This window comes from Actinoplanes cyaneus (assembly GCF_016862095.1).
Taxonomy (GTDB): Bacteria; Actinomycetota; Actinomycetes; order Mycobacteriales; family Micromonosporaceae; genus Actinoplanes; species Actinoplanes cyaneus.
In genome coordinates this window covers 344,009-366,880 of record NZ_BOMH01000036.1, presented here as the reverse complement: position 1 = coordinate 366,880, position 22,872 = coordinate 344,009, and the positions used below count along the sequence as shown (strand labels likewise).

General features: G+C 66.1%; 26 protein-coding genes. 13 read left to right on the top strand and 13 right to left on the bottom strand.

Features of this window, described 5'->3' with window-relative positions:
• Positions 1-213: 213 nt before the first annotated feature.
• The gene (locus Acy02nite_RS24055; protein WP_203744164.1) at positions 214-522 is read right to left on the bottom strand and encodes a hypothetical protein; all 309 of its coding nucleotides are present in this window, start codon (positions 520-522) and stop codon (positions 214-216) included.
• Positions 523-580: 58 nt separating this feature from the next.
• Positions 581-832, bottom strand: a complete 252-nt coding sequence (locus Acy02nite_RS24050) for a hypothetical protein (protein ID WP_203744161.1) — start codon at positions 830-832, stop codon at positions 581-583.
• A gap of 259 nt (positions 833-1,091) precedes the next feature.
• Here Acy02nite_RS24050 and Acy02nite_RS24045 point away from each other — a divergent pair, with 259 nt between their 5' ends.
• The gene (locus Acy02nite_RS24045; RefSeq protein ID WP_089295067.1) at positions 1,092-1,328 is read left to right on the top strand and encodes a DUF397 domain-containing protein; all 237 of its coding nucleotides are present in this window, start codon (positions 1,092-1,094) and stop codon (positions 1,326-1,328) included.
• A gap of 136 nt (positions 1,329-1,464) precedes the next feature.
• Here the strand turns inward: Acy02nite_RS24045 and Acy02nite_RS24040 are convergent, their stop codons facing one another.
• Positions 1,465-2,355, bottom strand: coding sequence for a Sco1979 family transcriptional regulator (locus Acy02nite_RS24040; RefSeq protein WP_203744159.1), 891 nt, complete (start codon positions 2,353-2,355; stop codon positions 1,465-1,467).
• Positions 2,356-2,646: 291 nt separating this feature from the next.
• On the opposite strand from Acy02nite_RS24040, the gene Acy02nite_RS24035 reads away from it, so the two are divergent.
• From Acy02nite_RS24035 to Acy02nite_RS24025, 3 genes are all read left to right on the top strand, one after another.
• The gene (locus Acy02nite_RS24035) at positions 2,647-2,952 is read left to right on the top strand and encodes a hypothetical protein (protein ID WP_203744156.1); all 306 of its coding nucleotides are present in this window, start codon (positions 2,647-2,649) and stop codon (positions 2,950-2,952) included.
• The gene (locus Acy02nite_RS24030; protein WP_203744154.1) at positions 2,949-3,131 is read left to right on the top strand and encodes a hypothetical protein; all 183 of its coding nucleotides are present in this window, start codon (positions 2,949-2,951) and stop codon (positions 3,129-3,131) included. Before Acy02nite_RS24035 ends, Acy02nite_RS24030 begins: the two co-directional genes overlap by 4 nt.
• 357 nt (positions 3,132-3,488) lie before the next feature.
• Positions 3,489-3,788, top strand: coding sequence for a DUF3040 domain-containing protein (locus Acy02nite_RS24025; protein ID WP_203744150.1), 300 nt, complete (start codon positions 3,489-3,491; stop codon positions 3,786-3,788).
• Here Acy02nite_RS24025 and Acy02nite_RS24020 read toward each other — a convergent pair.
• Together Acy02nite_RS24020 and Acy02nite_RS24015 are read right to left on the bottom strand one after the other, a co-directional pair.
• Complete coding sequence (locus Acy02nite_RS24020; protein WP_203744147.1) at positions 3,785-4,621, bottom strand: phosphoribosylaminoimidazolesuccinocarboxamide synthase; 837 nt, start codon at positions 4,619-4,621, stop codon at positions 3,785-3,787. The two genes, Acy02nite_RS24025 and Acy02nite_RS24020, sit on opposite strands and share 4 nt — an antisense overlap.
• A 128-nt stretch (positions 4,622-4,749) precedes the next feature.
• Positions 4,750-5,991 (bottom strand): DNA cytosine methyltransferase, encoded by a 1,242-nt coding sequence (locus Acy02nite_RS24015; protein WP_203744145.1) that lies wholly within the window; start codon positions 5,989-5,991, stop codon positions 4,750-4,752.
• A 109-nt stretch (positions 5,992-6,100) separates the two neighbouring features.
• Here Acy02nite_RS24015 and Acy02nite_RS24010 point away from each other — a divergent pair, with 109 nt between their 5' ends.
• Complete coding sequence (locus Acy02nite_RS24010) at positions 6,101-6,565, top strand: very short patch repair endonuclease (protein ID WP_307872290.1); 465 nt, start codon at positions 6,101-6,103, stop codon at positions 6,563-6,565.
• A 129-nt stretch (positions 6,566-6,694) separates the two neighbouring features.
• Positions 6,695-7,603: a NaeI family type II restriction endonuclease gene (locus Acy02nite_RS24005; protein ID WP_203744141.1), complete on the top strand. Its 909-nt coding sequence runs from the start codon at positions 6,695-6,697 to the stop codon at positions 7,601-7,603.
• Positions 7,604-7,671: 68 nt separating this feature from the next.
• Here Acy02nite_RS24005 and Acy02nite_RS24000 read toward each other — a convergent pair whose 3' ends face one another.
• The 3 genes from Acy02nite_RS24000 to Acy02nite_RS23990 form a co-directional block, all read right to left on the bottom strand.
• Positions 7,672-9,372 carry a DEAD/DEAH box helicase gene (locus tag Acy02nite_RS24000; protein WP_239175130.1) on the bottom strand — a complete coding sequence of 567 codons (1,701 nt, stop codon included), beginning with the start codon at positions 9,370-9,372 and terminating at the stop codon, positions 7,672-7,674.
• Between the two features lie 146 nt (positions 9,373-9,518).
• Complete coding sequence (locus tag Acy02nite_RS23995; protein WP_239175129.1) at positions 9,519-10,919, bottom strand: ParB/RepB/Spo0J family partition protein; 1,401 nt, start codon at positions 10,917-10,919, stop codon at positions 9,519-9,521.
• Between the two features lie 63 nt (positions 10,920-10,982).
• Positions 10,983-11,651: a KpnI family restriction enzyme N-terminal domain-containing protein gene (locus Acy02nite_RS23990; RefSeq protein ID WP_203744139.1), complete on the bottom strand. Its 669-nt coding sequence runs from the start codon at positions 11,649-11,651 to the stop codon at positions 10,983-10,985.
• Between the two features lie 291 nt (positions 11,652-11,942).
• On the opposite strand from Acy02nite_RS23990, the gene Acy02nite_RS23985 reads away from it, so the two are divergent.
• Complete coding sequence (locus Acy02nite_RS23985; protein ID WP_203744138.1) at positions 11,943-12,719, top strand: hypothetical protein; 777 nt, start codon at positions 11,943-11,945, stop codon at positions 12,717-12,719.
• Positions 12,716-13,642: a NaeI family type II restriction endonuclease gene (locus Acy02nite_RS23980; RefSeq protein WP_203744136.1), complete on the top strand. Its 927-nt coding sequence runs from the start codon at positions 12,716-12,718 to the stop codon at positions 13,640-13,642. Before Acy02nite_RS23985 ends, Acy02nite_RS23980 begins: the two co-directional genes overlap by 4 nt.
• Positions 13,643-14,003: 361 nt before the next feature.
• Here the strand turns inward: Acy02nite_RS23980 and Acy02nite_RS23975 are convergent, their stop codons facing one another.
• From Acy02nite_RS23975 to Acy02nite_RS23960, 4 genes are all read right to left on the bottom strand, one after another.
• The gene (locus tag Acy02nite_RS23975) at positions 14,004-14,627 is read right to left on the bottom strand and encodes a DUF305 domain-containing protein (protein WP_203744134.1); all 624 of its coding nucleotides are present in this window, start codon (positions 14,625-14,627) and stop codon (positions 14,004-14,006) included.
• A gap of 5 nt (positions 14,628-14,632) precedes the next feature.
• The gene (locus tag Acy02nite_RS23970; RefSeq protein ID WP_203744132.1) at positions 14,633-15,463 is read right to left on the bottom strand and encodes a lytic polysaccharide monooxygenase; all 831 of its coding nucleotides are present in this window, start codon (positions 15,461-15,463) and stop codon (positions 14,633-14,635) included.
• A gap of 102 nt (positions 15,464-15,565) precedes the next feature.
• On the bottom strand, positions 15,566-16,891 hold the full coding sequence (locus Acy02nite_RS23965) for a HAMP domain-containing protein (protein ID WP_203744130.1): 1,326 nt from the start codon (positions 16,889-16,891) through the stop codon (positions 15,566-15,568).
• The gene (locus Acy02nite_RS23960) at positions 16,888-17,574 is read right to left on the bottom strand and encodes a response regulator transcription factor (protein WP_203744128.1); all 687 of its coding nucleotides are present in this window, start codon (positions 17,572-17,574) and stop codon (positions 16,888-16,890) included. Before Acy02nite_RS23960 ends, Acy02nite_RS23965 begins: the two co-directional genes overlap by 4 nt.
• 28 nt (positions 17,575-17,602) lie before the next feature.
• On the opposite strand from Acy02nite_RS23960, the gene Acy02nite_RS23955 reads away from it, so the two are divergent.
• From Acy02nite_RS23955 to Acy02nite_RS23940, 4 genes are all read left to right on the top strand, one after another.
• Entirely contained in the window at positions 17,603-18,211 is a 609-nt protein-coding gene (locus Acy02nite_RS23955; RefSeq protein ID WP_203744126.1) for a DNA mismatch repair protein MutL, read from the top strand.
• 166 nt (positions 18,212-18,377) lie between these two features.
• Complete coding sequence (locus Acy02nite_RS23950) at positions 18,378-20,324, top strand: M4 family metallopeptidase (protein ID WP_203744124.1); 1,947 nt, start codon at positions 18,378-18,380, stop codon at positions 20,322-20,324.
• Between the two features lie 223 nt (positions 20,325-20,547).
• Positions 20,548-21,150, top strand: a complete 603-nt coding sequence (locus tag Acy02nite_RS23945) for a biotin transporter BioY (protein WP_203744122.1) — start codon at positions 20,548-20,550, stop codon at positions 21,148-21,150.
• A gap of 119 nt (positions 21,151-21,269) precedes the next feature.
• The gene (locus tag Acy02nite_RS23940) at positions 21,270-21,863 is read left to right on the top strand and encodes a GNAT family N-acetyltransferase (protein ID WP_203744120.1); all 594 of its coding nucleotides are present in this window, start codon (positions 21,270-21,272) and stop codon (positions 21,861-21,863) included.
• 35 nt (positions 21,864-21,898) lie between these two features.
• Here the strand turns inward: Acy02nite_RS23940 and Acy02nite_RS23935 are convergent, their stop codons facing one another.
• A complete protein-coding gene (locus tag Acy02nite_RS23935) occupies positions 21,899-22,270 on the bottom strand; it encodes a hypothetical protein (RefSeq protein WP_203744118.1) in 372 nt (123 codons plus the stop codon).
• A gap of 222 nt (positions 22,271-22,492) precedes the next feature.
• On the opposite strand from Acy02nite_RS23935, the gene Acy02nite_RS23930 reads away from it, so the two are divergent.
• Positions 22,493-22,822, top strand: coding sequence for an ArsR/SmtB family transcription factor (locus tag Acy02nite_RS23930; RefSeq protein WP_203744116.1), 330 nt, complete (start codon positions 22,493-22,495; stop codon positions 22,820-22,822).
• The last annotated feature ends 50 nt before the right edge of the window (positions 22,823-22,872 follow it).

Sequence of the window (22,872 nt, the reverse complement as noted above, 5' to 3'; positions counted from 1 at the left end):
GGCAGGCAAGAAAGATTTGATCTTGTGGGTTCCGATTGCGGGGATCAGCCGGAAAACCGGCCGCGTCGCCGGGCTGACCTGACAGCCCGGCGACGCGGTCTCCTACTCACACACACCACCCGGAGAACCCCACTCTTGGTGGCCGAAAGAGCCCGATAACGGGATAGACCGGATGGGTGGCCCAGCACGGGGAACCAGGCCACCCACCCGGCGTCAGACGGGCGTGTCGCGCAACACCCGAAGTCGTGGCCGCTTGCAGGCCGGCGGCGCCGGCACGCGCCCGGCGCGGATCAGAACCTCCCGGACGACGCCCTCGCGCCCGTCCGGGTCGACCACGATGCCACGCACGCCGAGCCAGGTCTCGCCCTCGTGCGGGATCGGTCTGCGCCAATCGACCCGGACCACGCGGAGCCGGATCGTGCCGATGCCGTAGCAGTAGTCGGACTCGGCGAACTCGTGCACCGGCCAGCGCGGCTGGGACGGGCGCAGCCGGTCGTCGCGGACCCGCGGCGCCGAGGCCATCCACCGCGAACGCGCGTGCGGATGTCCTGCGGACCGGTGCCCTTGACAACGAAGGAGTTCAATCGCGCGCGTCGGACTCACCCTCCTCGGCCGGTGGCTCGGCGACGGTTGCCCCGCCGGGCCGACTCAGTGCGTAACGGACCCCACCGAATCGGTGACTGACCGCGCTGGCCCTCGTGGACGCGGCGACCACCTCGTCGGTGATCTCCGCATCCCGGTAGACCGGCGGCGGATTGCCCCGGCGCGAACTTTCGGACGCGCCGGGGTCGCCCGGTTCGGGATGTTCTGGGCCGATATTGGGTATCGACATCTTGTCACCTCTCGCTCGAGCGCCCCCGCCAGGGAGCCTTGCGCCGAGGCCGCAGACTGTCGCTCCGCGACCGACCCATCACCGAAAGAAGTTCACTCTGCGTGACCCTCCTTCGATGGACTCACGTGCGTTATCATGCTCAGAATCCCGTGACTACGCAAGGCCAGATGCACGTGCATTTGCATCACCGCCAGATTTAGCCATGTGGACAACACATCCCGGGTCGAACGGCGATCCGGGCGAACCAAGGGAGCTTGGAATGACCTACGTGGTCAACGGCATGCCAGCCGGTCAGCTGCAGGGCGTGACCTGGCAGAAGAGCCGTCGCAGCAACCCGAGTGGCAACTGTGTGGAGTGCGCCGTCCTGCCCGGCGGCGACGTCGCCGTGCGCAACTCCCGCGACCCCGAGGGTGCCGCGCTGATCTACACCCGCGCCGAGATCGAGGCCTTCCTCGGTGGCGTGCGGGACGGGGACTTCGACAACCTGCTGGCCTAGTGCCAGCGCGCCGCCGGCCTGAACGCCGGCCGCGCAGAAAATAGGTCCGGCCGGCTCGCACCCGGCCGGACCATGACCCCATCAGCGGGCGGCCCTCACGAGGCCGCCCTTCTCTATGCCCGCGATCGGGCGGCTCTCAGATCGGGCGCCCGACCTCGTTGAGCAGCTTGCCCAGAATCTCCGGCGTGTGGTTCGGCGGCTCGGCGTCGATGCAGACGCGCTCCATCGCCATCGCGTACTGATCCACGTCCTCGCGCTTGTCGAGGTAGATCGCGCTGGTCAACTGCTCGACGTAGACCACATCGGGCAGCTCCGGCTCGGGGAACCGCAGGATCGCGAACGGACCGCCGGCGGCGGCGTGCCCGCCCGCGGTGAACGGGATGATCTGCAGCCGCACGCTCGGCAGCTTCGATGCTTCGATGAGCGCCTCGATCTGCGCGCGCATCACGTCGACACCGCCGATCGGGCGACGCAGCACCGCCTCGTCGATCACGGCCCAGAGCTGCGGTCCACCCGGACGGGTGAGGATCGCCTGCCGCTGCCGGCGCACCTCGACCCGGCGGTTGATCTCGTCAGCGCTCGCGCCGGCATGCCCGAGCATGATCACGGCCCGCGCGTAATCCGGCGTCTGGAGCAAACCCGGGACGAACTGGATCTCATAGGTACGAATGAGCGTGGCTGCCGCTTCGAGCCCCAGATAGGCCTGGAACCACGACGGCAGGACGTCGTTGAGCTGCTGCCACCAGCCGGGGTTGTTCGCCTGACGCGCCAGGCTGAGAAGCTGCTCGCGCTCCTCGCTGTCGGCCACCCCATACAAGGTCAACAGGTCCGCGACGTCGCGTTCCTTGAAGCTGACCCGGCCGAGCTCCATCCGGCTGATCTTCGACCCGGAGGCGCGGATCTCGTAGCCCGCCGCCTCGCGAGTGATCCCTTTCGACTCACGCAGCTTCCGGAGCTGGGAGCCGAGCAGAATGCGCAGCACGGTTGGGCCGCCACCCGGCGCCTCCTCCTGCGTACCCGCGCTCACCTGACTCCTTGTCGCCGCGTCGTGACTGCCGGAATGCAGTCGCATGCATCCTAGAGCGGAGATCGTCTACCGCGAAACAGTGTCAAGCCTAGTCTCGCAACGACGAATGCGCGCTCGGATGCACGTGCAGACGGCCTTGCGGACGCACTTGATGACGAGCATGATAGCTGACAGGAACGTACCGACTGCTAACGCAGCGTGCCGAAAACTTCGGCTGCTCGGTTGTTGCGCGTCGTCGGTGCTGCCTGCTGGCGCTTTGAACGCCGCCTCGAGAGCTTTGGAGGCATCGCGATGTCGAACTGGTTGATGACGTCCACGCCGACGGTCACCCCGCCTCAGCGGGATCCGGCAGATGTGGCGCCGTCCGAGAGCTACCGTCCGGCCGACCCGGTCTGGGTCTACCGCGACGGCTGGCGCGCCGGCGTGATCGAGGCGGCCTCCCCCCGAGCGGTCACGGTGACCTATCACCCGGGCACGCACCGCGGCACCGGCGTCGACACCTTCACCGCGCCCTATGTGACGTCACGCGAGGACGACGACCCGATGCTCGACAACCGGGGCCTGCGGCTGGTCCGCCGCAAGCCGCTCGCGTCATGACCGGCGCCGTCACCGTCGCCGCGATCGTCGGCCTGCTGAGCCTCTTCTCCGGCGTCGCCCTGGGGTGGCACCTGCGGCGCACCAACGACTGGTGCCCGACCTGCGGGGAACAACTGACGTGCGGGGACTGCAAGATGAGCGCGCATTGGCCCGAGCAGGCCGCCGCTTCACATCATTGACCCCTTTTGCGGTACGTCGTGAAGGTCCCGCAGTCGAGCCACCTGCCTCGCGCGGCGCTTCCCTACCCGGCTCGCCGCGCGTCTCGCGATGCACTTCCGCGGCTGGGACGAGCGACTTGACCCTTTCGGGCGCTATGGAAGTTGACGCGGAAGACGTAGTGGCGCCTGGCCGTCCGGCGATGCTCGCCGCTGGACCAGGTTCTCGCGGGTCAGCGGCTCCGGCACGCCGTAGCATTCGGTAACTTCACGCGTGCTCTATGTCAATTCTCTGCTGGCGGTCTGGCGACAAACGCGGTTGACCGCCCCGAGACGGGGTAGTTTCGATCCCGTCCATCCTCGCCATGGAGGTGACGGCGCGTGCTCGAGCCGCGGGAAAAGCAGGAGTTCGACGGCCTGGTGGCCCGGTTGCGGGACACCGACCCAGGCTTCGCACGCCGGGTCGACCGGCTACGTCTCCGCCAACGCAGACGCTGGCTGATCACGGCGATTCTACTGTGGACCATCGCGCCGATCTGCCTGGTCTACGGCGGGTGGACAGGCGCGCTGGAGGCGGTGCTGGCCGCCGGTTACGGTGCCTGGCTGATGCACAAGCGCAACCGAGCCGACCAGCCGTCCTCACCCTCGTCGTCGCAGCGCCGCCCCACCGCGGAAGCCTAGAACCACTTGTCCCCGGTCAGGCGTTCGTAAACCTCGACATAGCGGGCGCGGGTCGCCTCGACCACACGCTCGGGCAGCTCCGGCCCCGGCTCGGACTTGTCCCAGCCGTGCTCCCGGATCGCCCAGTCCCGCAGCACCTGCTTGTCCAGGTAACGCTGCACGTCACCGGGCTGCCACTCCTCCGCGGCCCAGAAACGCGACGAGTCCGGCGTAAGCAGCTCGTCGCCGAGCTTCAGCTCGCCGTCCTTCGTGCCGAGCTCGATCTTGGTGTCCGCAATCAGGATCCCCTTGGTCGCGGCGATCTCCGACCCCCGCCGGTAGATCTCCAGCGTGATCCGCCGGAACTCCTCGGCCTGATCCTTGCCCTCCTGCTCAACCACCTGCTCGAACGTCATCGGCTGGTCATGCCCAGCGCCGACGGCTTCCTTGGTGCTCGGCGTGAAGATCGGCTCCGGCAGCCGCGAGCCCTCGATCAGCCCGGGCGGCAGCGGCACCCCGGAAACCGCGCCGTCCCGCTGGTAATCCTTGAGCCCGGAGCCGGCCAGATAACCCCGGGCGATGCACTCCACCTTCACCATCTCGAGCCGCTCACAGCGAATCGCCCGCCCCGCCCACTCCTCCGGCACATCGGTGGAGGAGATGACATGGTTCGGCACGACGTCACTGAGCTGGTCGAACCACCACAGCGACAGCTGGGTGAGAATCTTCCCCTTGTCCGGAATCGGGGTAGGCAGGATCACGTCAAAGATCGAGATCCGATCCGAGGCGACGAGGAGCAGGTCGCCCCCGTCCGCATAGACATCCCGAACCTTGCCGGAGTGCAGCAGCTCCACGTGTTCCCCTCAGGTGTGGCAGGTAGGCGTGCGCTTTCACGCTATCGAACCCGCCGTCGTCACGGCTCTGAGGGAAGACATCTGAGTTCCGGGTGAAGAGGCAAGAGCGTTTCACCCGGAACTCAGGCTCAGCTGATGCTGGAGAGATTCTTCTGGAACGCGTCGTGCCGCAGGTGGTCGCTCTGACCCACGAAAGCCTTGAAGCCTCCCAGCTGGTAAGCCGGACCAGCAGACCGCGTCTCAATCGTGAGATCGAAGTCGCGGCTGAGCAGTCCGATCCGTCGCTCTAGCTCTGGCACTTCGATGCCACCGACAGCGCGGATCAGCTGCGCTTGTGTCACAAAGCCACCTGCCTTGCGCAGAGCAAGGTAGATCGGGTCATGATCGACCGGAACTCCGGCAGCGGGGTCACCCTCGTTACGCAGAGCCCTCATAATCGATGTGCCGACAGCCGCGGCCACGGGTGGCGGGAAGGCGTTACCGATCTGGCGGTACCTCGAGGTCTTACGACCCGTAAAGGTCCACTCGTAGTCATCCGACCATCCCTGAATCCGCGCGACCATCTCGCACGTCAGCTTGGGGCCGACTTCGAACGTGGCGCCCGGCTGCGGCGGCGCATCCGCCACGCCCATCGCGTCGACACCCATTTCTCTCCAGGCTCGCTTGGCTCGGGTAGGCCCGAGGTCTGCGCCGCCATGCTTTTTAGATCCGCCCACAATCGTCGGGGCAATCTTGTCGGCCTTGGAAGCCCAATCAGTCGCGCCTTCCCAGCCCTCCGATGCCATCAAATCGCCAATGGCCTCGCCAACGGTCACCACGTGCTCGGCTGGTTCCGGCCAGGAGAAGTAAGGCGCATCATCTTTGTTGATGGCTACCAGAACGAACCTGGGACGCAGTTGAGGGACGCCATAGTCTGATGCCTGGAGTAGCCTCCAAGACGCCACGTAGCCCAAGCCCGCCAAACGATCGAGTACGTGCTGCCGGTAACCCGAGAAGCGTGGCATGCTCAGGCCTCGCACGTTCTCCAAAAGCAAGGCCCTCGGCTTGACGACCCCAGCAAGCTCGACCGCCCAGGCAAACAAATCACGTTCGTCCGTGGCACCCAGTTGCTTTCCGGCGATAGTGAATGGAGGGCAAGGCACCCCTCCAGCTAACAGGTCAATGCCTTCATAATCTGACGGCTTCCACGTTGCTAGATTAGCAACGTCACCAAGCGCAGTTTTCCACGAGGGACGATTGTGCTTTAGAGTGTTGAGCGCATTTTCATCTAGCTCAACGGCAAGCGCATGTTCGAAGCCAGCCCGTTCCAGGCCCAGGGCCTGACCACCGGCGCCGGCACAGATCTCTACAACTTCTTCGGGACCGGCCACGAGGCCTCCTTTCAGGGGCTAGGCGCGTGCCTAAGTTAATGCCAGTATCTTGCCCCAGGAAGGACCAGACGAACGGCTAGCACGCGCCGGATGTTATGCGAAAGCGAAGGTGCCAGTGTCCCGAGATGACGCTGAGTCACGCCGCGGACAGGCTCACGCGAAGGGCCTATATCCCGCTCCCCTCAACGCTGGGCGCTCCCGGAACATGCAGGCGAACCGTCGCAGCGACACGAAGCCCGAGGTTAGCCTGCGCAAAGCTCTTCACCATCTCGGGTACCGCTACCGGAAAGACCTCTTGCTCAGGCTGCCGGAAACGCGTGTACGACCGGACATCGTTTTCACGAAGCGCAAGATCGCTGTGTTCGTCGACGGCTGCTTCTGGCATGTCTGCCCTCAGCATGGCCGGAAGCCGACCACGAACGAGTGGTACTGGGCACCAAAGCTCCAGCGGAACATGGAGCGGGACACTCGAGCCAATACCGCCTTGAAGGAGGCCGGCTGGACGGTCGTCCGCATCTGGGAGCACGAACCGCTGGAGGAAGCCCTCCAGGCCGTACGCTCCGCGCTCGACTGACCGAACATACGTACGACCCTACCTTGGCGGCGGCAGAAGTCTAGTCCCCCCGCTAGCACGAGAGGGTTACGATCGCCTGCCGCGAGCACACCGCTGAGTACAAGTTACCCAGGGACCCGAGGCGGCAGGATGCAGGACGACGAAGCGCTGAGCCAGGTAGCGGCACATCTCCTACTACTCGATCCTCATGGGTCGCTTACCGGGCACGTGCTGCGAGACACGTTCGACCAGATTTACGATGGTCAGCGCACCGGACGTTACAGCATCGATCGTCTGGCCAAGACCGAGCGAACACACTTCGGCTCGCTCGTCGAAATCAATCTCCAGCGCAGATTCCAGTATGACGATGGCGATGATCTCGACTTCGGTATCGCAGGCCACGACGTGGACGCGAAGTACTCAATGACTTTCGGTCGCTGGATGATCCCTGTCGAGGCGCAGGGAAAACTCTGCATGCTCATACATGCCGACGACTATCGGTCGCGCTGGTCGCTCGGCGTGATCCGGGCAGACCTGAACATCCTCACTAAGCCGAACCGCGACCAGAAGCGCAATATCAAATCGGCATTCCTGGAACGCGGTAAATGGCTCTTCAGGGATGCACCGTTGCCCGTGAACACTTTACTGTCGCTGCCGGAGGCAGACCGTCTGGCAATCGAGGCGCAACCACCTGGGAAGCATCGGGTTGCGGAGCTGATGAGGCGGGCTGAGGGCCGGGTCGTAAACCGGGCGTCGATCGAGGCCACAGCTCAACAGCGAGACAGCATGAAACGGGTGCGCGCCAATGGCGGCGCGCTTGATCTTCTCACCAGCGAGGGCTTTCTGTTGCTGAGCGGAACCCGCCTCGCGGCGCAAAGGATCGCTTACGAGCTTGGCCTGCCACACCCACCACCTGGAGGGTTCGTTCCGGTCAAGGTAGCTGCGGCCTCGCTGGGCTGCACCGAGCCGACGGCAACCGTGCGAGGCGTAGTGATCAAACGGTGGCGGCCCGGCGATGAACCTCTGGACACCGGGCCGCTTGTTTCACTCGCCGACTGAATCCGCCAGTCCGGCGCTGTGAGTCCCGGCCGCTCAGACAGCGGCCGGGGACCAGCACCCCCGCGTGCTTACCCCGGTGCCTTCCGACCATCGGTGCCAGCGCCGGCGAGATGGGAGAGCAACGCCCGGATATCCGCGGCGTCCATGCCCCCAGCTGTGGTGACCTCATCTTCTTGCAGGTCACCTAGCTGGCGGACCGATGGGTCGTCCAAGATGGCGCCCATAAACTCCAGTTTCTCGCTCAGCCGCAAAGCGACGATCTCATCGACGGTGTTTCGTGCGGCCAAGACGGTCACTCTCGTCTCGGTTCCGGGCGCCAAGCCGAGACGGTGGATGCGGTCAAGACTCTGCAGGAAACGACCGGCCATGAAGTCACGGTCGACATATAGGGCGTCGTGACACTCGTGGTGCAGGCTGATGCCTTCCCCTAGCGTCGCCGGGTTGGAGATCAGCACCATGCACTCCGGGTCTTCCCGGAACCGGCGGATCTGCTCATCCCGATCAGGGGTTCCGCCGTGGACAACCGCTGGCCGGAACGGCTCGAGGAGCACCTCGAGCGTGGTAATACTGCGAACGAAGGTGCTCCAGACGAGCGTCTTTCGTTTGTGGCTCGCATTCTCGGCGACGACCTGGACAGCTTCCTTGTATTTGGGCGAGACCTCATACTCGGGAAGATTCCGGAGAAGAGTACCGAGAGACTCCTCCGAGGACACCGGCAGAGGTTCGACCCGATAGGCAAGCGGCTCGTAGCGTGTACTGCCCTCTGCAAGAAGGGCGGGGCTGGTAGCCGCCATGAGCATCCTCAGCATCGCCTTGCCCAGCGCCTCGAGATCTCCCGACCTAGCTGACGGATTGCCTTTGAGCGCCTCGTAGATCTCTCGGTGAAGAGGTGGGAGGTCGACGTATCTGATCTTCGTACTGACAGGGGGAAGTCCGAGTTCACCCTTCGTGGTACGGGTGAAGAGCGGACGTAGCACTGAACTCGCGTGGGCGAGGTTTCCGCCGCCTACAGCGTCTGCCACGACGCGTTTCCCGTGCCCGGGCCAGACGAAGGAAAGCAAGCTTTCGAGGTCTCGGGCGCCGTTGGGTGCGGGTGTACCTGTCAGGATCAACCGTCGGCTCGCCAATGGTCCAAGGGCAAGACATGCAGCCCCATAGGCTCCGCTCGAGCCTAGTTTCATGCGATGCGCTTCATCGAGGATGATCATGGCCGGAGCAGCACGAAGCCAAGCGGACAGTGCTGCCACAGCACGCCCTATCCGCTCGTAGTTGACGATGAGAATTTCCGCGGAAGGGTCGGGGCCCGCATCCATCACGGATGTTCGCAGAGGTTGCAAGAAACATATACCCGCTTCGAACCTCCACGATTCGTAAGCTGATTTCGGACCGATGACGAGCAGTCGCTGCGCCTCGCCTCGTTCACGCATCGCCGCGAAGACAGCAAGGCCGACTCTCGTCTTGCCGGCACCCGGAACGCTGAAGTTCGCACCATGGCGCAGCGTGAGCAGGCGTGCGATGTCACGGCGCTGGAAGGCTGTCAGATCGCCGGCCCATTCAGGCCCGAGGAGAGCAGCAACTTCCCCGGCCGCGATCTCGTCCGCCACGCCGGGCTCTTGAGATGCGAGCCGTCGTTCAGCCGTATCCGCATCATCGAGGACATCGTTCACCAGCCCGGCGAGAGCCTTGTCCCAGACAACATCGGCGTCGGGCCAAGCCGCAAGCTCGCCCACTCCGGCCAAGAAGTCATCGAGATCCACTTCGGCGCTCAACTGGCCAGTCTGACTGCCAGCCGCGATGCGCCCCACCAGAGCGACGAAATCCTCACGGAAACCGGCCTCCGCCCGGAGAACGACTCGAGTCCGCGTGACGTCGAACGCGAGTCTCAGCGAAGGCTCGATCGCCTGCGAAGCATGGGTCACTTCTTGACCACCGCGGTCAGCCAGGTCAACCCTTCGCCTGGCAGGTTGATCGTCCGGTTGGCTTCAGCGGCAACCTCAACCAGCATGTCCCGCATCTTCACAACGGCGTCATCAAAAGCGTCTTCGTCCAGACTGCCGTTACCGCGGGCCATAACCAGATCGATGACGCACTGCCTCAGATCCTCGCAAGCATCGTTCACGCGGTCCGGCGCGGCTTGCCGCTTCTTCCGCAGCCGGAAGTCCTTCCCCGCCATCGCAATCGCACCATCGAACACATCCAGGAGGTCTTGCTTGGCTTTGGAGGCATCAGCCAGCTGGCCCGGCTCGGCCTTCTCCCCGGCAACCTCCACCGCTTTCAGCTTCAAAGCGGTGTCGGTCAGCGCCCTGGCTGCCGCCACCTGCGGAGCGGCGGAAGGCGCGGGACGGTTGAGGCCGGGAATCATCTTCGGCGCGGATGCCTCTACCGCCGGCTTGAGGTCTGCGGGCAGCCGGTCATCGAGGAAACGGCTTTGGAAGTCCGCGCCGATGTAGCGTACGTCTGTCTTGGCGAAGTCCAAGACGATGGCAGTCAGACGCGCTTCCTTGAGCAGCTCCGCTTTTTCCCTGTTCCGCTCCTTCTTGACCGTTCGGTAGAGCTCGAACAACTTCTCCTTGGCATTCTCGAAGTCCATCAAGCGCAGCGAGAACGCACCGTTGGCACTGCGACCGATCAGGTCACGCAGACTGTTGAGGATCCACATGTCCCGATCAACAGCATCTTTTGTGGTATGAAAGCTCCGGGCGATGTCAGACGGCCCGACACCCAATGCCAGCTGCTCTTCAACTGCGAGCAGGTGGTTGATGTAGGAGTAGTCGCGGCGGTGGTCTTGACGGAGCTGAAGGGTGAGTTCGACCGCGTGGATGTCGTCCCAGGTGCAAGACTTCGGCAGAACCCCGACGCGGATGATCGGAAATCCGAGTTCCTTTAGTGCTGCACGACGGGTATTCCCGTTCACCAGGATGCCAGAATGGGTGATCAGCCCAGGTTCGAGCTGCTTGTACTCGCGAAGACTCTGCTGCAGATCGTCGAACTTCGGATCACGCCGTGACGGATCGGCGGGCAGAGTGGTCAGCAGGTAGTGCAGGTATTCCTGACTCTCATCGCTCCAAGGGTCCTCGTTCAAGGCCCGGTCTTTATCAGGATCATGGCTGCGCTGTGCACGGATCCGGTGGGTACCTGGGTTATAGAAGAGTCGCGGCACCGGCATGTCGATCACTTGCACATTGGTCGGCTGACCCCGGAATTCGATCTTGATTGTCTCGGGGATACCCGCGGTCCCGCTCGCATCTGACAAGCGCTGCTCGACCACGTTCCGGGTGGCTGCAGCTCCTGGCGGGACACCAAAGTCAGTCGTCATCGTTCATCCTTGCTCTGCGGCAGGCGCAACCTGCCGCATCCGACATGAGGGGACGGCACACTCTCAGCTCAGCGACTCGCGCACGAGTTCGCGCGCCTCGGCAGGCAGCGTAAGGAAGTCGGCCCAGAGCTGCTCCGCCTCGCTGAACCGCCTGGACCCCTCTTCGATCCATCCAGCAAGCATCTTCTTCTCGATCATCGGCAGGCGCGCAGCCCTCGAGAGCACATCTTGCACGTCAGCAGCCAGCTCACCGCCGGCACCTACCCTGCACCGGTTGCATTCGACGACAAGTTGCGTCTGCTGCGTGCCCCCAGGCATCCGGACCGGCCGGCGTGCGAGGTCGAGCTGGGCCGTCGTCTCCGTACCCACGTACTTCTCACCAGGGCCAATCCCGCAACTGCGGCACTTGTACCCGTCCCGCGCCAGGATTTCACGACGCTGGCTCGTGCTAACAGCAACTGCCTGACGGGTGGCCTTACCTGGTTCCCAGACTGCAGCACCACGCTGGGCGAAACGCTGCTCATTGAGATCAAGCCCGGCATCTTCCCTGCTTGTGTCGATCTTCCAGCCGAAGTCACGCAAATCACGCATACGGCGATCAATCTGCGCCACCTCCGGGAAAGCCTCCCGAAGCTGGTTCTTGGTGAAGGTGTTCCCTTCACCAACCTCTTGTACCAGCCAGAGCGCCGTACGTTTCATCGTGCCCAGACGGTTGTCGCGCCAGTCAGGCATAGTCACTAGACAACTCCATTCACTTCAATCCGCGGGCATATCCGCCTGCTCCATTTGTGACCACACACCGGCACCACCTGGCAGTCCGCAAGCCGACTGCCCGGTCAATGGCTGGTGATGGCTCCATCCAAGCCTGAGCGGAGGAACGAATACAAGGCCCCGCGTGTCCCGATTAATGCCCCTCAGAATCAGGACACGCAGGGGACCGGCAACACTCCGGAGCAATGGCAAACTGAGCACCCCGGGGTCACTCGCCCCGCTGGCGAACCAGCGCCGAAGGAGGAGGATGCTTTGCCGCAAATAGGAAATCGCGGTGATGTCAGTCAGGTTTCCGGCCCACTGAAAAACTTCGCATTAGCAGTGAGTAACTGTTGCGACATCCTGAGTGACGCCGGTGTCTCGCTGCGCGAGATCGAGAACATACTCGTAAAACGGCACCCCAAGGCCAAGTTCCCCAAGTCCTCAACGACCATCTGGGCGATGACCAAGGGTAAGCAAGTACGTCCTAGCCTCGAGCTCGCCCAGAATGTCTACGACTTGGCCGTCGAATACGCGCATGGAAGCGCACGCGACCTACCAGCGCCCGGCTCTATTGAGCGCCTACATGAGCAGGTACTTCTTCAAGCTGCGCGCGGCCAGGCGTGCAGGAGTTGCGGCAGGCCATGGGAGGAAACCGGGATACCTCTGGAGCAAGCATTGCCCCCGCTACCCGCCGAGGCTGTCCAGCCGCCGATGCAAGACACGCGGTTGCCGGTGGCCGCCAACGAGGGGGACCGGCAACACAGCTGGGACGGGCTCGCCGACTTGAAGAACCGGCTGGCGGCGGACCAAGCCGCCGACGCCGCCGGCATTCTCCGGCACACCGGCTTGCACGCCACACCGTTTGAGGCGGCGGCAGCTATCGCCGCATGTCAGAACGATGGGCTCGTCGACGCCGCCAATGCCGTCATACACCACACATCCCAGCGCAGCGCGGACGAAGTAATGCAAGTGCTACAGATCCTGCTCGCCAACGCGGACACCGGCTCTGCTGAGCAGCTCTTGAGAATCAGGCTGGAGAAGCTGTGAAGACATCGGCACCTGGCCATGGCGACATCTGTACCAACGTCCACGGAGACACCCACGCCCTCACCACTCCGGGAGCTGACCCAGAATTGCGCACGGTCCTCTCTGCTTTACGGCTACATCACAACCTGCCGCTGCTCTTTGGCGGCGCGATCCAGTCAGCCGTGGACTATGTGCTCGATGGCGCACGTACTGGGCGCTTCGACCTTTCATCTCCACTCGTCGACAGTGATGAGCGAAGGACCGTAGGAACCAAACTCCAGTATCACCTCCTTGACGCCCTGGGGCTGCCGAAGCTGAGGAGCCCGGACACGCTGATTTCCGGCATTCCGGTAGACATCAAAGGCACCGTCGGCGACAACTGGAGCATCCCGCGCGAGGCACAGTGCGAACTGTGCATCCTTGTCAAAATCGACGTCCAGCGGGACAGACACAGCGCGTGGTTGATGAGAACCCATCGCGCATGGCTTCACGGTGGTCAGGGAAACCGCGACCAGAAGCGCGGCGTCATCGCCGCCGCGCTGCAGCGGCACGCGATAGCGCTGTACCCCGAAACGGCGATGAGCCGAAACCCTCTGCGCCTCTTGGACGACGATGGGATCGCAGCGGTATTCAACCCCAACGCTGGCCTGGTCCTTCGGCTGACCGAGCTCTTCACCCGCCTCCCCGAGGTTGTCTTCCCCCGGCACTCCATTGAGACCGTAGGCTTCCAACTGCATGACCCTCTACGCCGTGCCCGGCAGGCGAAGGAGCGCGTACGTGAAGCGGGCTTCGATCTGCTCGTCGAAACCTGGGTGCACGAACGGGAGAGGGCGGAAAGCCTTGGGTTTGAGCTCCCCAAGGACGGATGGGTCGCTGTGCCGCACGACAAGTCCGCGAGCACAGACGGCTCCGCTTCCATGAACGCCTGGGAACAAGGCTGGTAAGCCGTCAGATGACGCCCGTTTACCTGGTAGAGGTGGCCACCGGCGGGGATGGTCCAGCCGGGAAACCGGGACCGATCGGAGTGCCGAATCTGGCGTTGAGGACGGGGCCACCGGTGTAGAGGAGGCCGGCGGCCAGGACCGGCTGGACGGCGGGTGCCGACAGGTCCCGTGACCACTGGACCACTCCGATGGTGGCGGTGAGAGCGGAGACCTTGCGGCCGACTGCCAGGTTAGAGCTGAGGACCGCTGTGGTGGATCCGGTCGGCTGGCCGTAGCCGTTGGTGGCGATCAGGGAACTAGCGTGCGCGCGGAGAAGCGGATGGCCCGCCCGCCAGGCCGGGCCATCCGCGGCACCGAGAGGTCAGCCGTTGAGGAGCTTGAGCATCTGCTGGACCTGATCGGCCCGCGACTCCTTGACCCGCTCCGCGAACTTCTTCGTCTGCTCGTTCGCGCCCTTGTCCAGTTCCAGCTGAGCCATCTCCACGGCGTTGTGCTGGTGTGCCAGGAAGAGGTTCAGGAACGCGGTCTCGAAGTCTGCCTTCTTCACCGTCTTCAAGGAGTTGATCTCGGCGTCGGTGGTGCTGGGGAGACCGCCGTGGTCGGCGTGGACGCTGACCCGCTTGTCGACAGTGGTCGGCTTACCCCACTCGGTCAGCCAGTTGGTCATCATGGTCAGCTCGTCCTTCTCGGTGAGCTGGACGGCCTTGGCCAGGTCGGTGACGCCGGCCCGGGTGGAGCGGGACGCGCCGATCTCGGCCATCTGCAGGCCCTGCTGCTGGTGGTCGGCCAGCATCTGCAGGAACATCACGTCGCGGTCGTTGAAGGTCGACCCGGCGGTGATCTCCGCGACGTTCTTGACCGCGGGGGCGGAAGCCGCCGGCGTGGCCGTCTCCTTGGCGGTGCCGCACGCTCCGAGAAGAAGCGGCGCGACAGCGGCCAGAGCCACGAAACGATGCTTGAGCCGGCCCGGAGCGGCAGTGCTCATGCGCTTCACAGCGGCAGCCAGAGGGCGAGCGTGTAGATCGACGGTTCCCAGCTGCGGATCGCGGTGTGCGACTGCCGGCACTTGTAGGAGACGCCCTGGTAGGTGACCACGTCACCGGTCTTGTAGCTGACTCCGGGCGCCCACTCGCTGCCGCCGGGCGCGGTCGTCGAGGCGGCGGAGCTGGTTACGGTGGCGGCCGGCGCCACGGTCGTAGGGGCGGTCGTGGGTGCCTTGGTCGGGGCCGAGGTGGTGGGTGCCGTCGAGGCGCCACCACCAGCCGGCGAGCCACCACCAGCCGGCGAGTCACCACCGGTCGACGAGCCGCCGCCACCGATGTTCACGTCCACGCAGCTGTAGAAGGCGTTGCCCGTGTCCCCGATGTTCCAGACCGCCAGGACCGTGTGCTTGCCGGAGAACTTGCTGACGTCGACCGTGTGGCTGACGGTCGCCTCGGGGATCGCGTTGTTGTCGTTGAACGTCGCGACCTGAGCGCCGTCGACGTAGTACACCCAGCTCGCCGTGCGGTGCCGGGCGGTCAGCACCCAGTTGAACTTGACCGAGCTGCCGACGGTGGTGGCCGGCCAGCTCCGCGAGTTGTCGTTCAGGACCGTGAAGCCGGCGTTGCCGCCGTTGCACTCCTTGGAGCCTTTCGGCGCCTCGACGCTCTGCGGCTCGAACTGGATCGCGCCGCAGTCGGCGACCGCGCCGGCAGCGCACTGCGCCTGGCGGCTCGGCGGCGACGAGACGTAGCCGTGGGCCATGGCCGGTGAGGCGATCACCAATGTCGACCCGACCATCCCGAGGGTGGCCAGCGGGTAGGCGATCTTCCTGCGCATGTCAGCTCTCCAGACATCGTCCTGGCGTACTTACGAGCCCGAACATTAGGGAGAGCTGCCATAACGGAGCCTTAAGGCGACCGAAAACCCGCCTGAAAACGGTTATCGCACGGCCCGGCGACGCCGCCTGGCCGGCGGCTCCTCGTCGAGAAGACCATCCTCGGGAGACGTGAGCAGGAAACCTACGCGAGCCCCTCCCAACGGGCTTCGCCCCACCACCAATTGCCCGCGTACGGTGTCAGCCGCGCGACGAACGATGTCCAGCCCGAGCCCGGTGGACCCGGCTCCGCTGAACCCGCGTTGCACGGCTGCCGCCGGGTCGGCGATCCCGGGGCCGGCGTCGTCCACGAGCAGTCCCGTCGAGGAGACGCTGACCCGGAACGCCACCCCCTCGTCGGTGTGCGAGAAGACGTTGCCGAGCATCGCGTCGACCACCAGGATCACGTCGCTGCGGGACATCGGCACCATCACCGGCTCGTGGCCGCCGACCACTTCCCAGGGTCGTTCCTGGTCCTCGGCGAGCACGGACCAGAACGCCAGCCGATCGGCGAGCGCCTCGACCAGGTCGCACTGCTGGTTGCCGCGGTGCTCGACACCGAGCCGGGCACCCGTGATGATCGCTTCCAGCTCTTGGTCGAGCAGGTCACAGGCCTGCCGCATGCGGTCCGCGATCGGCCCCGGCGGGATGGTCTCGGCGTCGAGGCGCAGCGCGGTCAACGGCGTACGCAATCGGTGTGAGAGATCGGCGGCGAGCTCGCGCTCACGATCGAGCAGGCGCCGCAGATCACCGGCCATGGTGTTGAACGCCTGGCCCGCGTCGCGCAGTTCCCGCGGCCCGGACGGCTCGATCCGTTCGTTCAGCTCACCGCCGCCGAGTTTGCGGGTGGACTCGGCGAGCTGGCGGGTGGCCCGGACCATCTGCGCGCCGAGCCGGTCGGCGAGCAGGGTGGAGCCGGCGACCAGCACCACGGCCAGGCCGGCGAGCGAGGCCCAGGCCTTGTAGACGCCGCGGCGCATCTCGGCGTCGGTCACGAACACCTCGACGACGACGGTCCGGCCGTCGGTGAGCACTGTCGGCTGCAGGTAGGCGACCCCGCCGGCAGCGGCCGCGGTGGCCGAGCGGCGCTGCTTCGCGGCCCGTTCGACGGTGGCGTCGCTGAGGTGCGAGGTGCCGATCGGGTCGACGCCGGGCAGGTGCACGGAGAGCAGACCGGCGCTGCCCGCGGAGGTCGAGGCGACGGCGTTGGTGAGCGCGGTCGGGTCGGCGTTCACCCCGAGCACGGTGACCATCGAGGTGGCCTGCTGGCGTGCCTCGGAGATGGCCTTGTCATGGGCGATCTGCCAGATCGCGACGGCCAGCGGGACCAAGAACGCGCAGGCGACCATCGAGGTGATCGCGAGGGCGAGCCGGTTAAGCGCCCACCTCACTGCGGATCGACCATCATGACGCCGACACCGCGCACGGTGTGCAGGAACCGGGGTTTGGCGGCGGTCTCCCCGAGCTTGCGGCGCAGCCAGGAGATGTGCACGTCGATGGTCTGCTCCTCACCGATCCGCGCCTGGTTCCACACCTGGTTCATCAGCTCGCGCCGGCTGATCACCTGGCCGACGCGCTCGGCCAGGTACGCCAGCACGTCGAACTCCCGGCGGGTCAGTTGCAGCGGCTCCCCGCGCAGCTCGGCCCGGCGCTGCCTCGGCTTGATCACCAGCTCGCCGACGGTGATCGTGTTCGGCGCCTGCTCGGTGGTGGTCCGCGCGCGGCGCAGCACCGCCGAGATGCGGGCGAGGATGTGGCCGCCGGAGAACGGCTTGGTCACGTAGTCGTCGGCGCCGGCGCTCAGCAGTGCGATGATGTCCGCCTCCGAGCGCCGGGCGGTCGCCACGATCACCGGCACGTCGGAGACCGTGCGCATCATCCGCAACGCGTCGGTGCCGTCGATGTCGGGCAGCCCGAGGTCGAGGATGACCAGGTCGGGCCGCTCCTGAGTGACGATCTTCAGCGCCTGGGCAGCCTGGCCGACCGGGCGCACCACGTGCCCGGCATCGGTCAGCGCGCGGGTCAGCGCGGCCGCGATGTTGCGGTCGTCCTCGACCAACAGGATCAACGCCATGGCGTGCAGCATAGGACCAGGTGAGAGGATGGGCGTCGTGCGATCTTCCCGTTGGGCTCCGGTGGCCGGCTGGTTCGCGGCGACCGCGAGCAGCATCGTGCTCTCCTGGGTGGCGCTGCTGCCGGTGCTCAACGCCGCACGTCCCGACGTCGGCACGCTGCCGGACATCGATCAGGTGCCGGCCGCCGACGTGGTGGCCCCGGTCCCGGTCCCGGTCCCGCTGCCGTCGTCCGCGTCCCGCCCGGCGCCGAGCCGGTCGGTGACCACGCCGGCCCAGCCGACGACGCCCACGGCGAAACCGTCCAAACCGTCGCCGAAGCCGTCGAGCGCGAAGGCGAGCACCGAGCCGGCTGCCACCACGGTGGACGGTTGGACGGTCACCACCGGCGGCGACGGGCTGCGGACGTACCTCAAATCCTTCACCGTGAAGGGTGGCCGGGCGGTGATCAAGATGACCAGCGACGGGGTTGTCTCGCTGGTCACGGCCACTCCGGCGGACGGGTTCGCGGTGCAGAGGACGCAGAGCGCGCCGACCGACATGGCGGTCTACTTCAACGAGACCAACCACAGTTTCATCATCCACGCGATCTGGTGGAACGATGCGCCGTTCGTCGAGGTCAGCGAGATCGGCTCATAGAAGTTTCTGGATTGAGAGCGCTCCTGCGCACTGAACGAGGGTTTTCCCTGATTCGGTGACGTCCGTCGATGCTTAACGTCTCACCTCAAGTCATCCAGGTGTGACCCATCGTCCGACGGACGGTTGAACCCGCCCGCCAACCCCCCGGGCGGGAAAGGAGCAGTGCGTGAAATCCCGTACCCCTGTCGTGGTCGCCTCGGTCGCCGCAACCGCGGTCGCCTCGGTGGCCGTCGCGCTCGCCGGGCCGGCGACCGCCACGCCCAGCGTCGCCGCGTCACCCGCGGCGGCCGCCGCCGCTGCCGCCTCCTCCCTGTTCGCCGCCCGCCCGGCCGCTCTGCACGCCGCCGCGGACGAAGCGTTCGTCCAGCACGACGTCATCTCCACCGACAAGCTCCAGTACGTGCCGTACGACAAGACGTACAAGGGTCTCCCGGTGATCGGCGGCGACGGCGTCGTCGTCACCGACCTGGCCGGCCAGGTCCAGTTCACCTCGGTGGCGCAGAGCGCGCCGCTCGGCGCGATCAACACGACGCCCGCGCTGAGCGCCGCCGACTCCGTGAAGATCGCCAAGGGTGAGCTGAAGACCGTCGCCGGTGTCGAGGGCACCAAGCTGGTCGTCTTCGCCTCCACCGGCACCCCGGCGCTGGCCTGGGAGTCCACCATCAAGGGCACCAGCGTCGAGGGCCCGAGCCGGCTCACCGTCGACGTGGACGCCACCTCCGGCAAGGTGCTGCGCACCTACGAGCACGTCACCGACGTGGCCGGCACCGGCACCGGCTGGATCAACGGCTCGGTCAGCCTGGACACCACCCTCTCGGGCAGCACGTACAGCCTGAAGGACCCGAGCATCGCGTCGCTGACCTGCCAGGACGCGTCGACCAACACCACCTTCAGCGGCACCGACAACGTGTGGGGCAACGGCACCGGGACCAACAAGGAGACCGGCTGCGTCGACGCCTTCTACTCGGCGCAGAAGGAAAAGGCCATGCTGTCGACCTGGCTGGGCCGAACCGGCTTCACCAGCAGCGGTGGCGCCTGGCCGATCCGGGTCGGGCTGAACGACCAGAACGCGTACTACGACGGCACCCAGGTCCAGATCGGCAAGAACACCGCCGGTCAGTGGATCTCGTCGGCCGACGTGCTGGGCCACGAGATCGGCCACGGCATCGACGACAACACCCCGGGCGGCATCTCGAAGAGCGGCACCCAGGAGTTCGTCGGCGACGTGTTCGGCGCGGCCACCGAGGCCTTCGCCATCAACCCGAACGACCCGCCGGACTACCAGGTCGGCGAAGAGGTCAACCTGGTCGGGAGCGGCCCGATCCGGTACATGTACAACCCGTCGCTCGCCGGTGACGACAACTGCTACTCGTCCAGCACCCCGGGCCAGGAGGTGCACGCCGCGGCCGGCCCCGGCAACCACTGGTTCTACCTGCTCGCCGAGGGCACCAACCCGACCAACGGCCAGCCGGCCAGCTCGCGGTGCTCCGGCTCCGGCGCCATCACCGGTGTCGGCATCCAGACCGCCACGAAGATCTTCTACAACGCGATGCTGATGAAGACCAGCAGCTCGTCGTACGTGAAGTACCGCACCTGGACGCTGACCTCGGCCAAGGCTCTGGACAGCACCTGCGCGCTCTTCAACACCACGAAGGCCGCCTGGGACGCGGTGAGCGTGCCGGCCCAGTCCGCCGACCCGACCTGCACCGGTGGCGGCACCGGCTCGCCGAGCCCGTCGTCGAGCACCTCGAACCCGCCGACCGGCGGCTGCACCGGCACCAACGCGACTGCGGTGACCATCCCGGACGCCGGCGCCGCCGTCTACAGCGACATCGCGATCAGCGGCTGCGCCAAGACCCCGTCGACCACCGCGACGATCGCGGTCAACATCACCCACACGTACCGCGGTGACCTGCGGGTCGACCTGGTCGCGCCGGACGGCACGATCGTCAACCTGAAGGCCACGTCGACCACCGACAGCGCGGACAACGTGGTGGCGACCTACTCGAAGAACCTGTCGGGCGAGGCGGCGAACGGGACCTGGCGACTGAAGGTCCAGGACACCTACTCCGCAGACACCGGCAAGATCAACAGCTGGACGCTCACCCTCTGATCGAACGGGTGGACGGAGGGGCGCTGCCTGCGGGCGGCGCCCCTTCCGGGCATTCCTCGGGGGTCCGCCAACCTTCTATCAGGACCATTCCGGCGTACGGGAAATGAGCCTTTGTGAAGTTCACCGCCAGGCGCAGTTCCGATGTGGTGCGATGCGGGCCACAGTGACGCCGGACCGTGATCTTCGAGGCTTACCGTTCCGGCAACGCTGGACGGGAGATCGCATGGTGACTGACGTTTACGGGGCCGTGGTGCCCGGTCGCCCGACGGGGGTGCTCGCCGACGTGTGGGGCCGGTCTGCCCTGCGCGACCTCGCCCTGGTCGTGGGTGCCGCCGGAGCGGTGGGGCTCGCCGCGCAGATCGCGATTCCGGTGCCGGGGTCTCCCGTGCCGATCACCGGGCAGACGTTCGCGGTGCTCCTCGCCGGCGCGGTGCTCGGGCCCGGTCGTGGCGCGGCCGGCATGCTGCTCTACGCGGTGGCCGGCGCTCTGGGCGTCCCGTGGTTCGCCGGCGGCACGTCCGGCTGGCCGCTCGCGACCGGTGGTTATCTGCTGGGCTTCGTCATCGCCGCCGCGCTGGTCGGGCAGTTGGCGGCGCTCGGCGCGGACCGGCGCCCCGGGTACACGATCGGTCTGATGTTCATCGGCAATCTCCTGATCTACCTGGTCGGAGTCCCGTGGCTGGCGTCGATGACCTCCATGGACGTGCCCGACGCGGTTGTCAGGGGCGTGGTGCCGTACCTGATGGGCGATGCTCTGAAGATCGTGCTCGCGGCCGCCGTGCTGCCCGGCTCCTGGATGCTCCTCAACCGCAAACGCCCTGGTTGAGTACCCCTTGAAGGGGTGACAGCGCTGATCCGGCCTGCTGTGTACACAGGCTGTGTGCACAGCTTGTGGATAACTCGAACGGGTGTACGAGAAGTGACACGCGATGGCAGGATGATCGCGTGTCGCCCCACGAGCTGCGCCCGAGTTATCCGATCACCACCGAGCGCCTGCGGCTGCGCCCGTTGACCCCGGCCGATGCCGAGGCGCTGCTGGCCTATCGCAGCCGCCCCGACGTCTGCCGTTACGTCCCGTTCGAGCCGATGACCCCCGAGGTGATCGCCGATCGGCTCGCCACCTACTGGGCCGCCACGGCCCTCACCGACGAGGGCCAGTCGCTGACCCTGGGCGTCGAGGTCGCGCAGACCGGCCGGCTGGCCGGCGACGTGACCCTGTTCTGGCACAGCCGCCAGCACCGCGGCGGCGAGATCGGGTATGTGATGAACCCCGGCTTCGCCGGCCAGGGATATGCGACCGAGGCCGCCCGGGCCATGCTCCGGCTCGGCTTCGAGACCCTCGGGCTGCACCGGATCATCGGGCGGATCGACGAGCGCAACGAGCCGTCCGCCCGGGTGCTGCGCCGCCTCGGCATGCGGCAGGAGGCGCGGCTCGTGCACAACGAGTTGTTCAAGGGCGAGTGGAGCACCGAGGTCTGCTTCGCCATGCTCTCCGAGGAGTGGCAGGCGCAAGGTTCCTCGCCGAGCGTCCCGGGCTAGGCGGTGTTTCGCAGTGCCGCGCTGCGAAACACCGCCTAGATGTCCAGGTTGGATTCGATCCGCTTGAGCTGGTGGCGGGCCAGCGCCAGGTTCGCCCGCTCCTTGTAGAGAGCCAGGTAGAGGAAGAGTCCCTGCCCGGAACGTCCGGTCAACGGCCGGATCAGGTGGTACTGCGAGTCCAGCGTGATCAGCACGTCCTCGATGCTCTCGCGCAGGCCGAGCATCTCCATCGTGCGCAGCTTCGCGCGGACCACCTCGGTGTTCGCGGCGGCCGCGACAGTCAGGTCGAAGTTGCGATCACCGCCGGCGACGCCGAGGGCCATTCCGCTGCTGCGGTCCACCAGAGCGACGCCGATCGCGCCGTCGATCTGCATCGCGTCCTTGAGGGCAACATCCATGTCCGGCATTTCGGGTTCCTTCCGGTGACTCACTCCGATCGACATCGACTGTCACCGACCCACGGACAACCCCGTCGCACATGATGTCCGGCTTGGACACCCGGCCGTCTCGCATCCTTGGATCGGCATCGAGGGAGTTGAAGATTTCTGCAGCTTCGAAAGCTCGTAAGACGCGTATCCGGGCTGCTTTTCCTCGCGTTGGTCGATGCGAATGACTGGAGGGGACCCGCCGTGTCAGTGCCGCTGTACCAGGCGAAGGCCGAGATGTTCCGGACCCTCGGCCACCCGGTCCGGATCCGGGTCCTGGAACTGCTGCAGAACGGGCCGCGGCCGGTCCGCGACCTGCTCGCCGAGATCGACGTGGAGGCGTCCAACCTGTCCCAGCAGCTCGCCGTCCTGCGGCGGGCCGGGATCGTGACGTCGTTCCGGGACGGCACGCTGGTCATGTACGCCCTGAGCACCACCGATGTGGCTGACCTGCTCGCCGCCGGCCGGCGCATCCTCGGTGCCGTCCTCACCGACCGCGACGGCCTCCTGGTCGAGCTCCGGGCCCAGAAGTAACCCACCCGGCAACACCGACCGACAGCGCGCCTCCAGGCCCCGGCTGGTCG

Coding starts and splice junctions, on each gene's coding strand:
- Acy02nite_RS23995 (WP_239175129.1), bottom strand. CDS start 10,919: ATGACGACTGACTTTGGTGTCCCGCCAGGAGCTGCAGCCACCCGGAAC.
- Acy02nite_RS23935 (WP_203744118.1), bottom strand. CDS start 22,270: ATGCCGGACATGGATGTTGCCCTCAAGGACGCGATGCAGATCGACGGC.
- Acy02nite_RS24030 (WP_203744154.1), top strand. CDS start 2,949: ATGACCGGCGCCGTCACCGTCGCCGCGATCGTCGGCCTGCTGAGCCTC.
- Acy02nite_RS23960 (WP_203744128.1), bottom strand. CDS start 17,574: ATGGCGTTGATCCTGTTGGTCGAGGACGACCGCAACATCGCGGCCGCG.
- Acy02nite_RS24050 (WP_203744161.1), bottom strand. CDS start 832: ATGTCGATACCCAATATCGGCCCAGAACATCCCGAACCGGGCGACCCC.
- Acy02nite_RS23945 (WP_203744122.1), top strand. CDS start 20,548: ATGGTGACTGACGTTTACGGGGCCGTGGTGCCCGGTCGCCCGACGGGG.
- Acy02nite_RS23975 (WP_203744134.1), bottom strand. CDS start 14,627: ATGAGCACTGCCGCTCCGGGCCGGCTCAAGCATCGTTTCGTGGCTCTG.
- Acy02nite_RS24045 (WP_089295067.1), top strand. CDS start 1,092: ATGACCTACGTGGTCAACGGCATGCCAGCCGGTCAGCTGCAGGGCGTG.
- Acy02nite_RS23955 (WP_203744126.1), top strand. CDS start 17,603: ATGGGCGTCGTGCGATCTTCCCGTTGGGCTCCGGTGGCCGGCTGGTTC.
- Acy02nite_RS24035 (WP_203744156.1), top strand. CDS start 2,647: ATGTCGAACTGGTTGATGACGTCCACGCCGACGGTCACCCCGCCTCAG.
- Acy02nite_RS23970 (WP_203744132.1), bottom strand. CDS start 15,463: ATGCGCAGGAAGATCGCCTACCCGCTGGCCACCCTCGGGATGGTCGGG.
- Acy02nite_RS24055 (WP_203744164.1), bottom strand. CDS start 522: ATGGCCTCGGCGCCGCGGGTCCGCGACGACCGGCTGCGCCCGTCCCAG.
- Acy02nite_RS23990 (WP_203744139.1), bottom strand. CDS start 11,651: ATGCCTGACTGGCGCGACAACCGTCTGGGCACGATGAAACGTACGGCG.
- Acy02nite_RS24005 (WP_203744141.1), top strand. CDS start 6,695: ATGCAGGACGACGAAGCGCTGAGCCAGGTAGCGGCACATCTCCTACTA.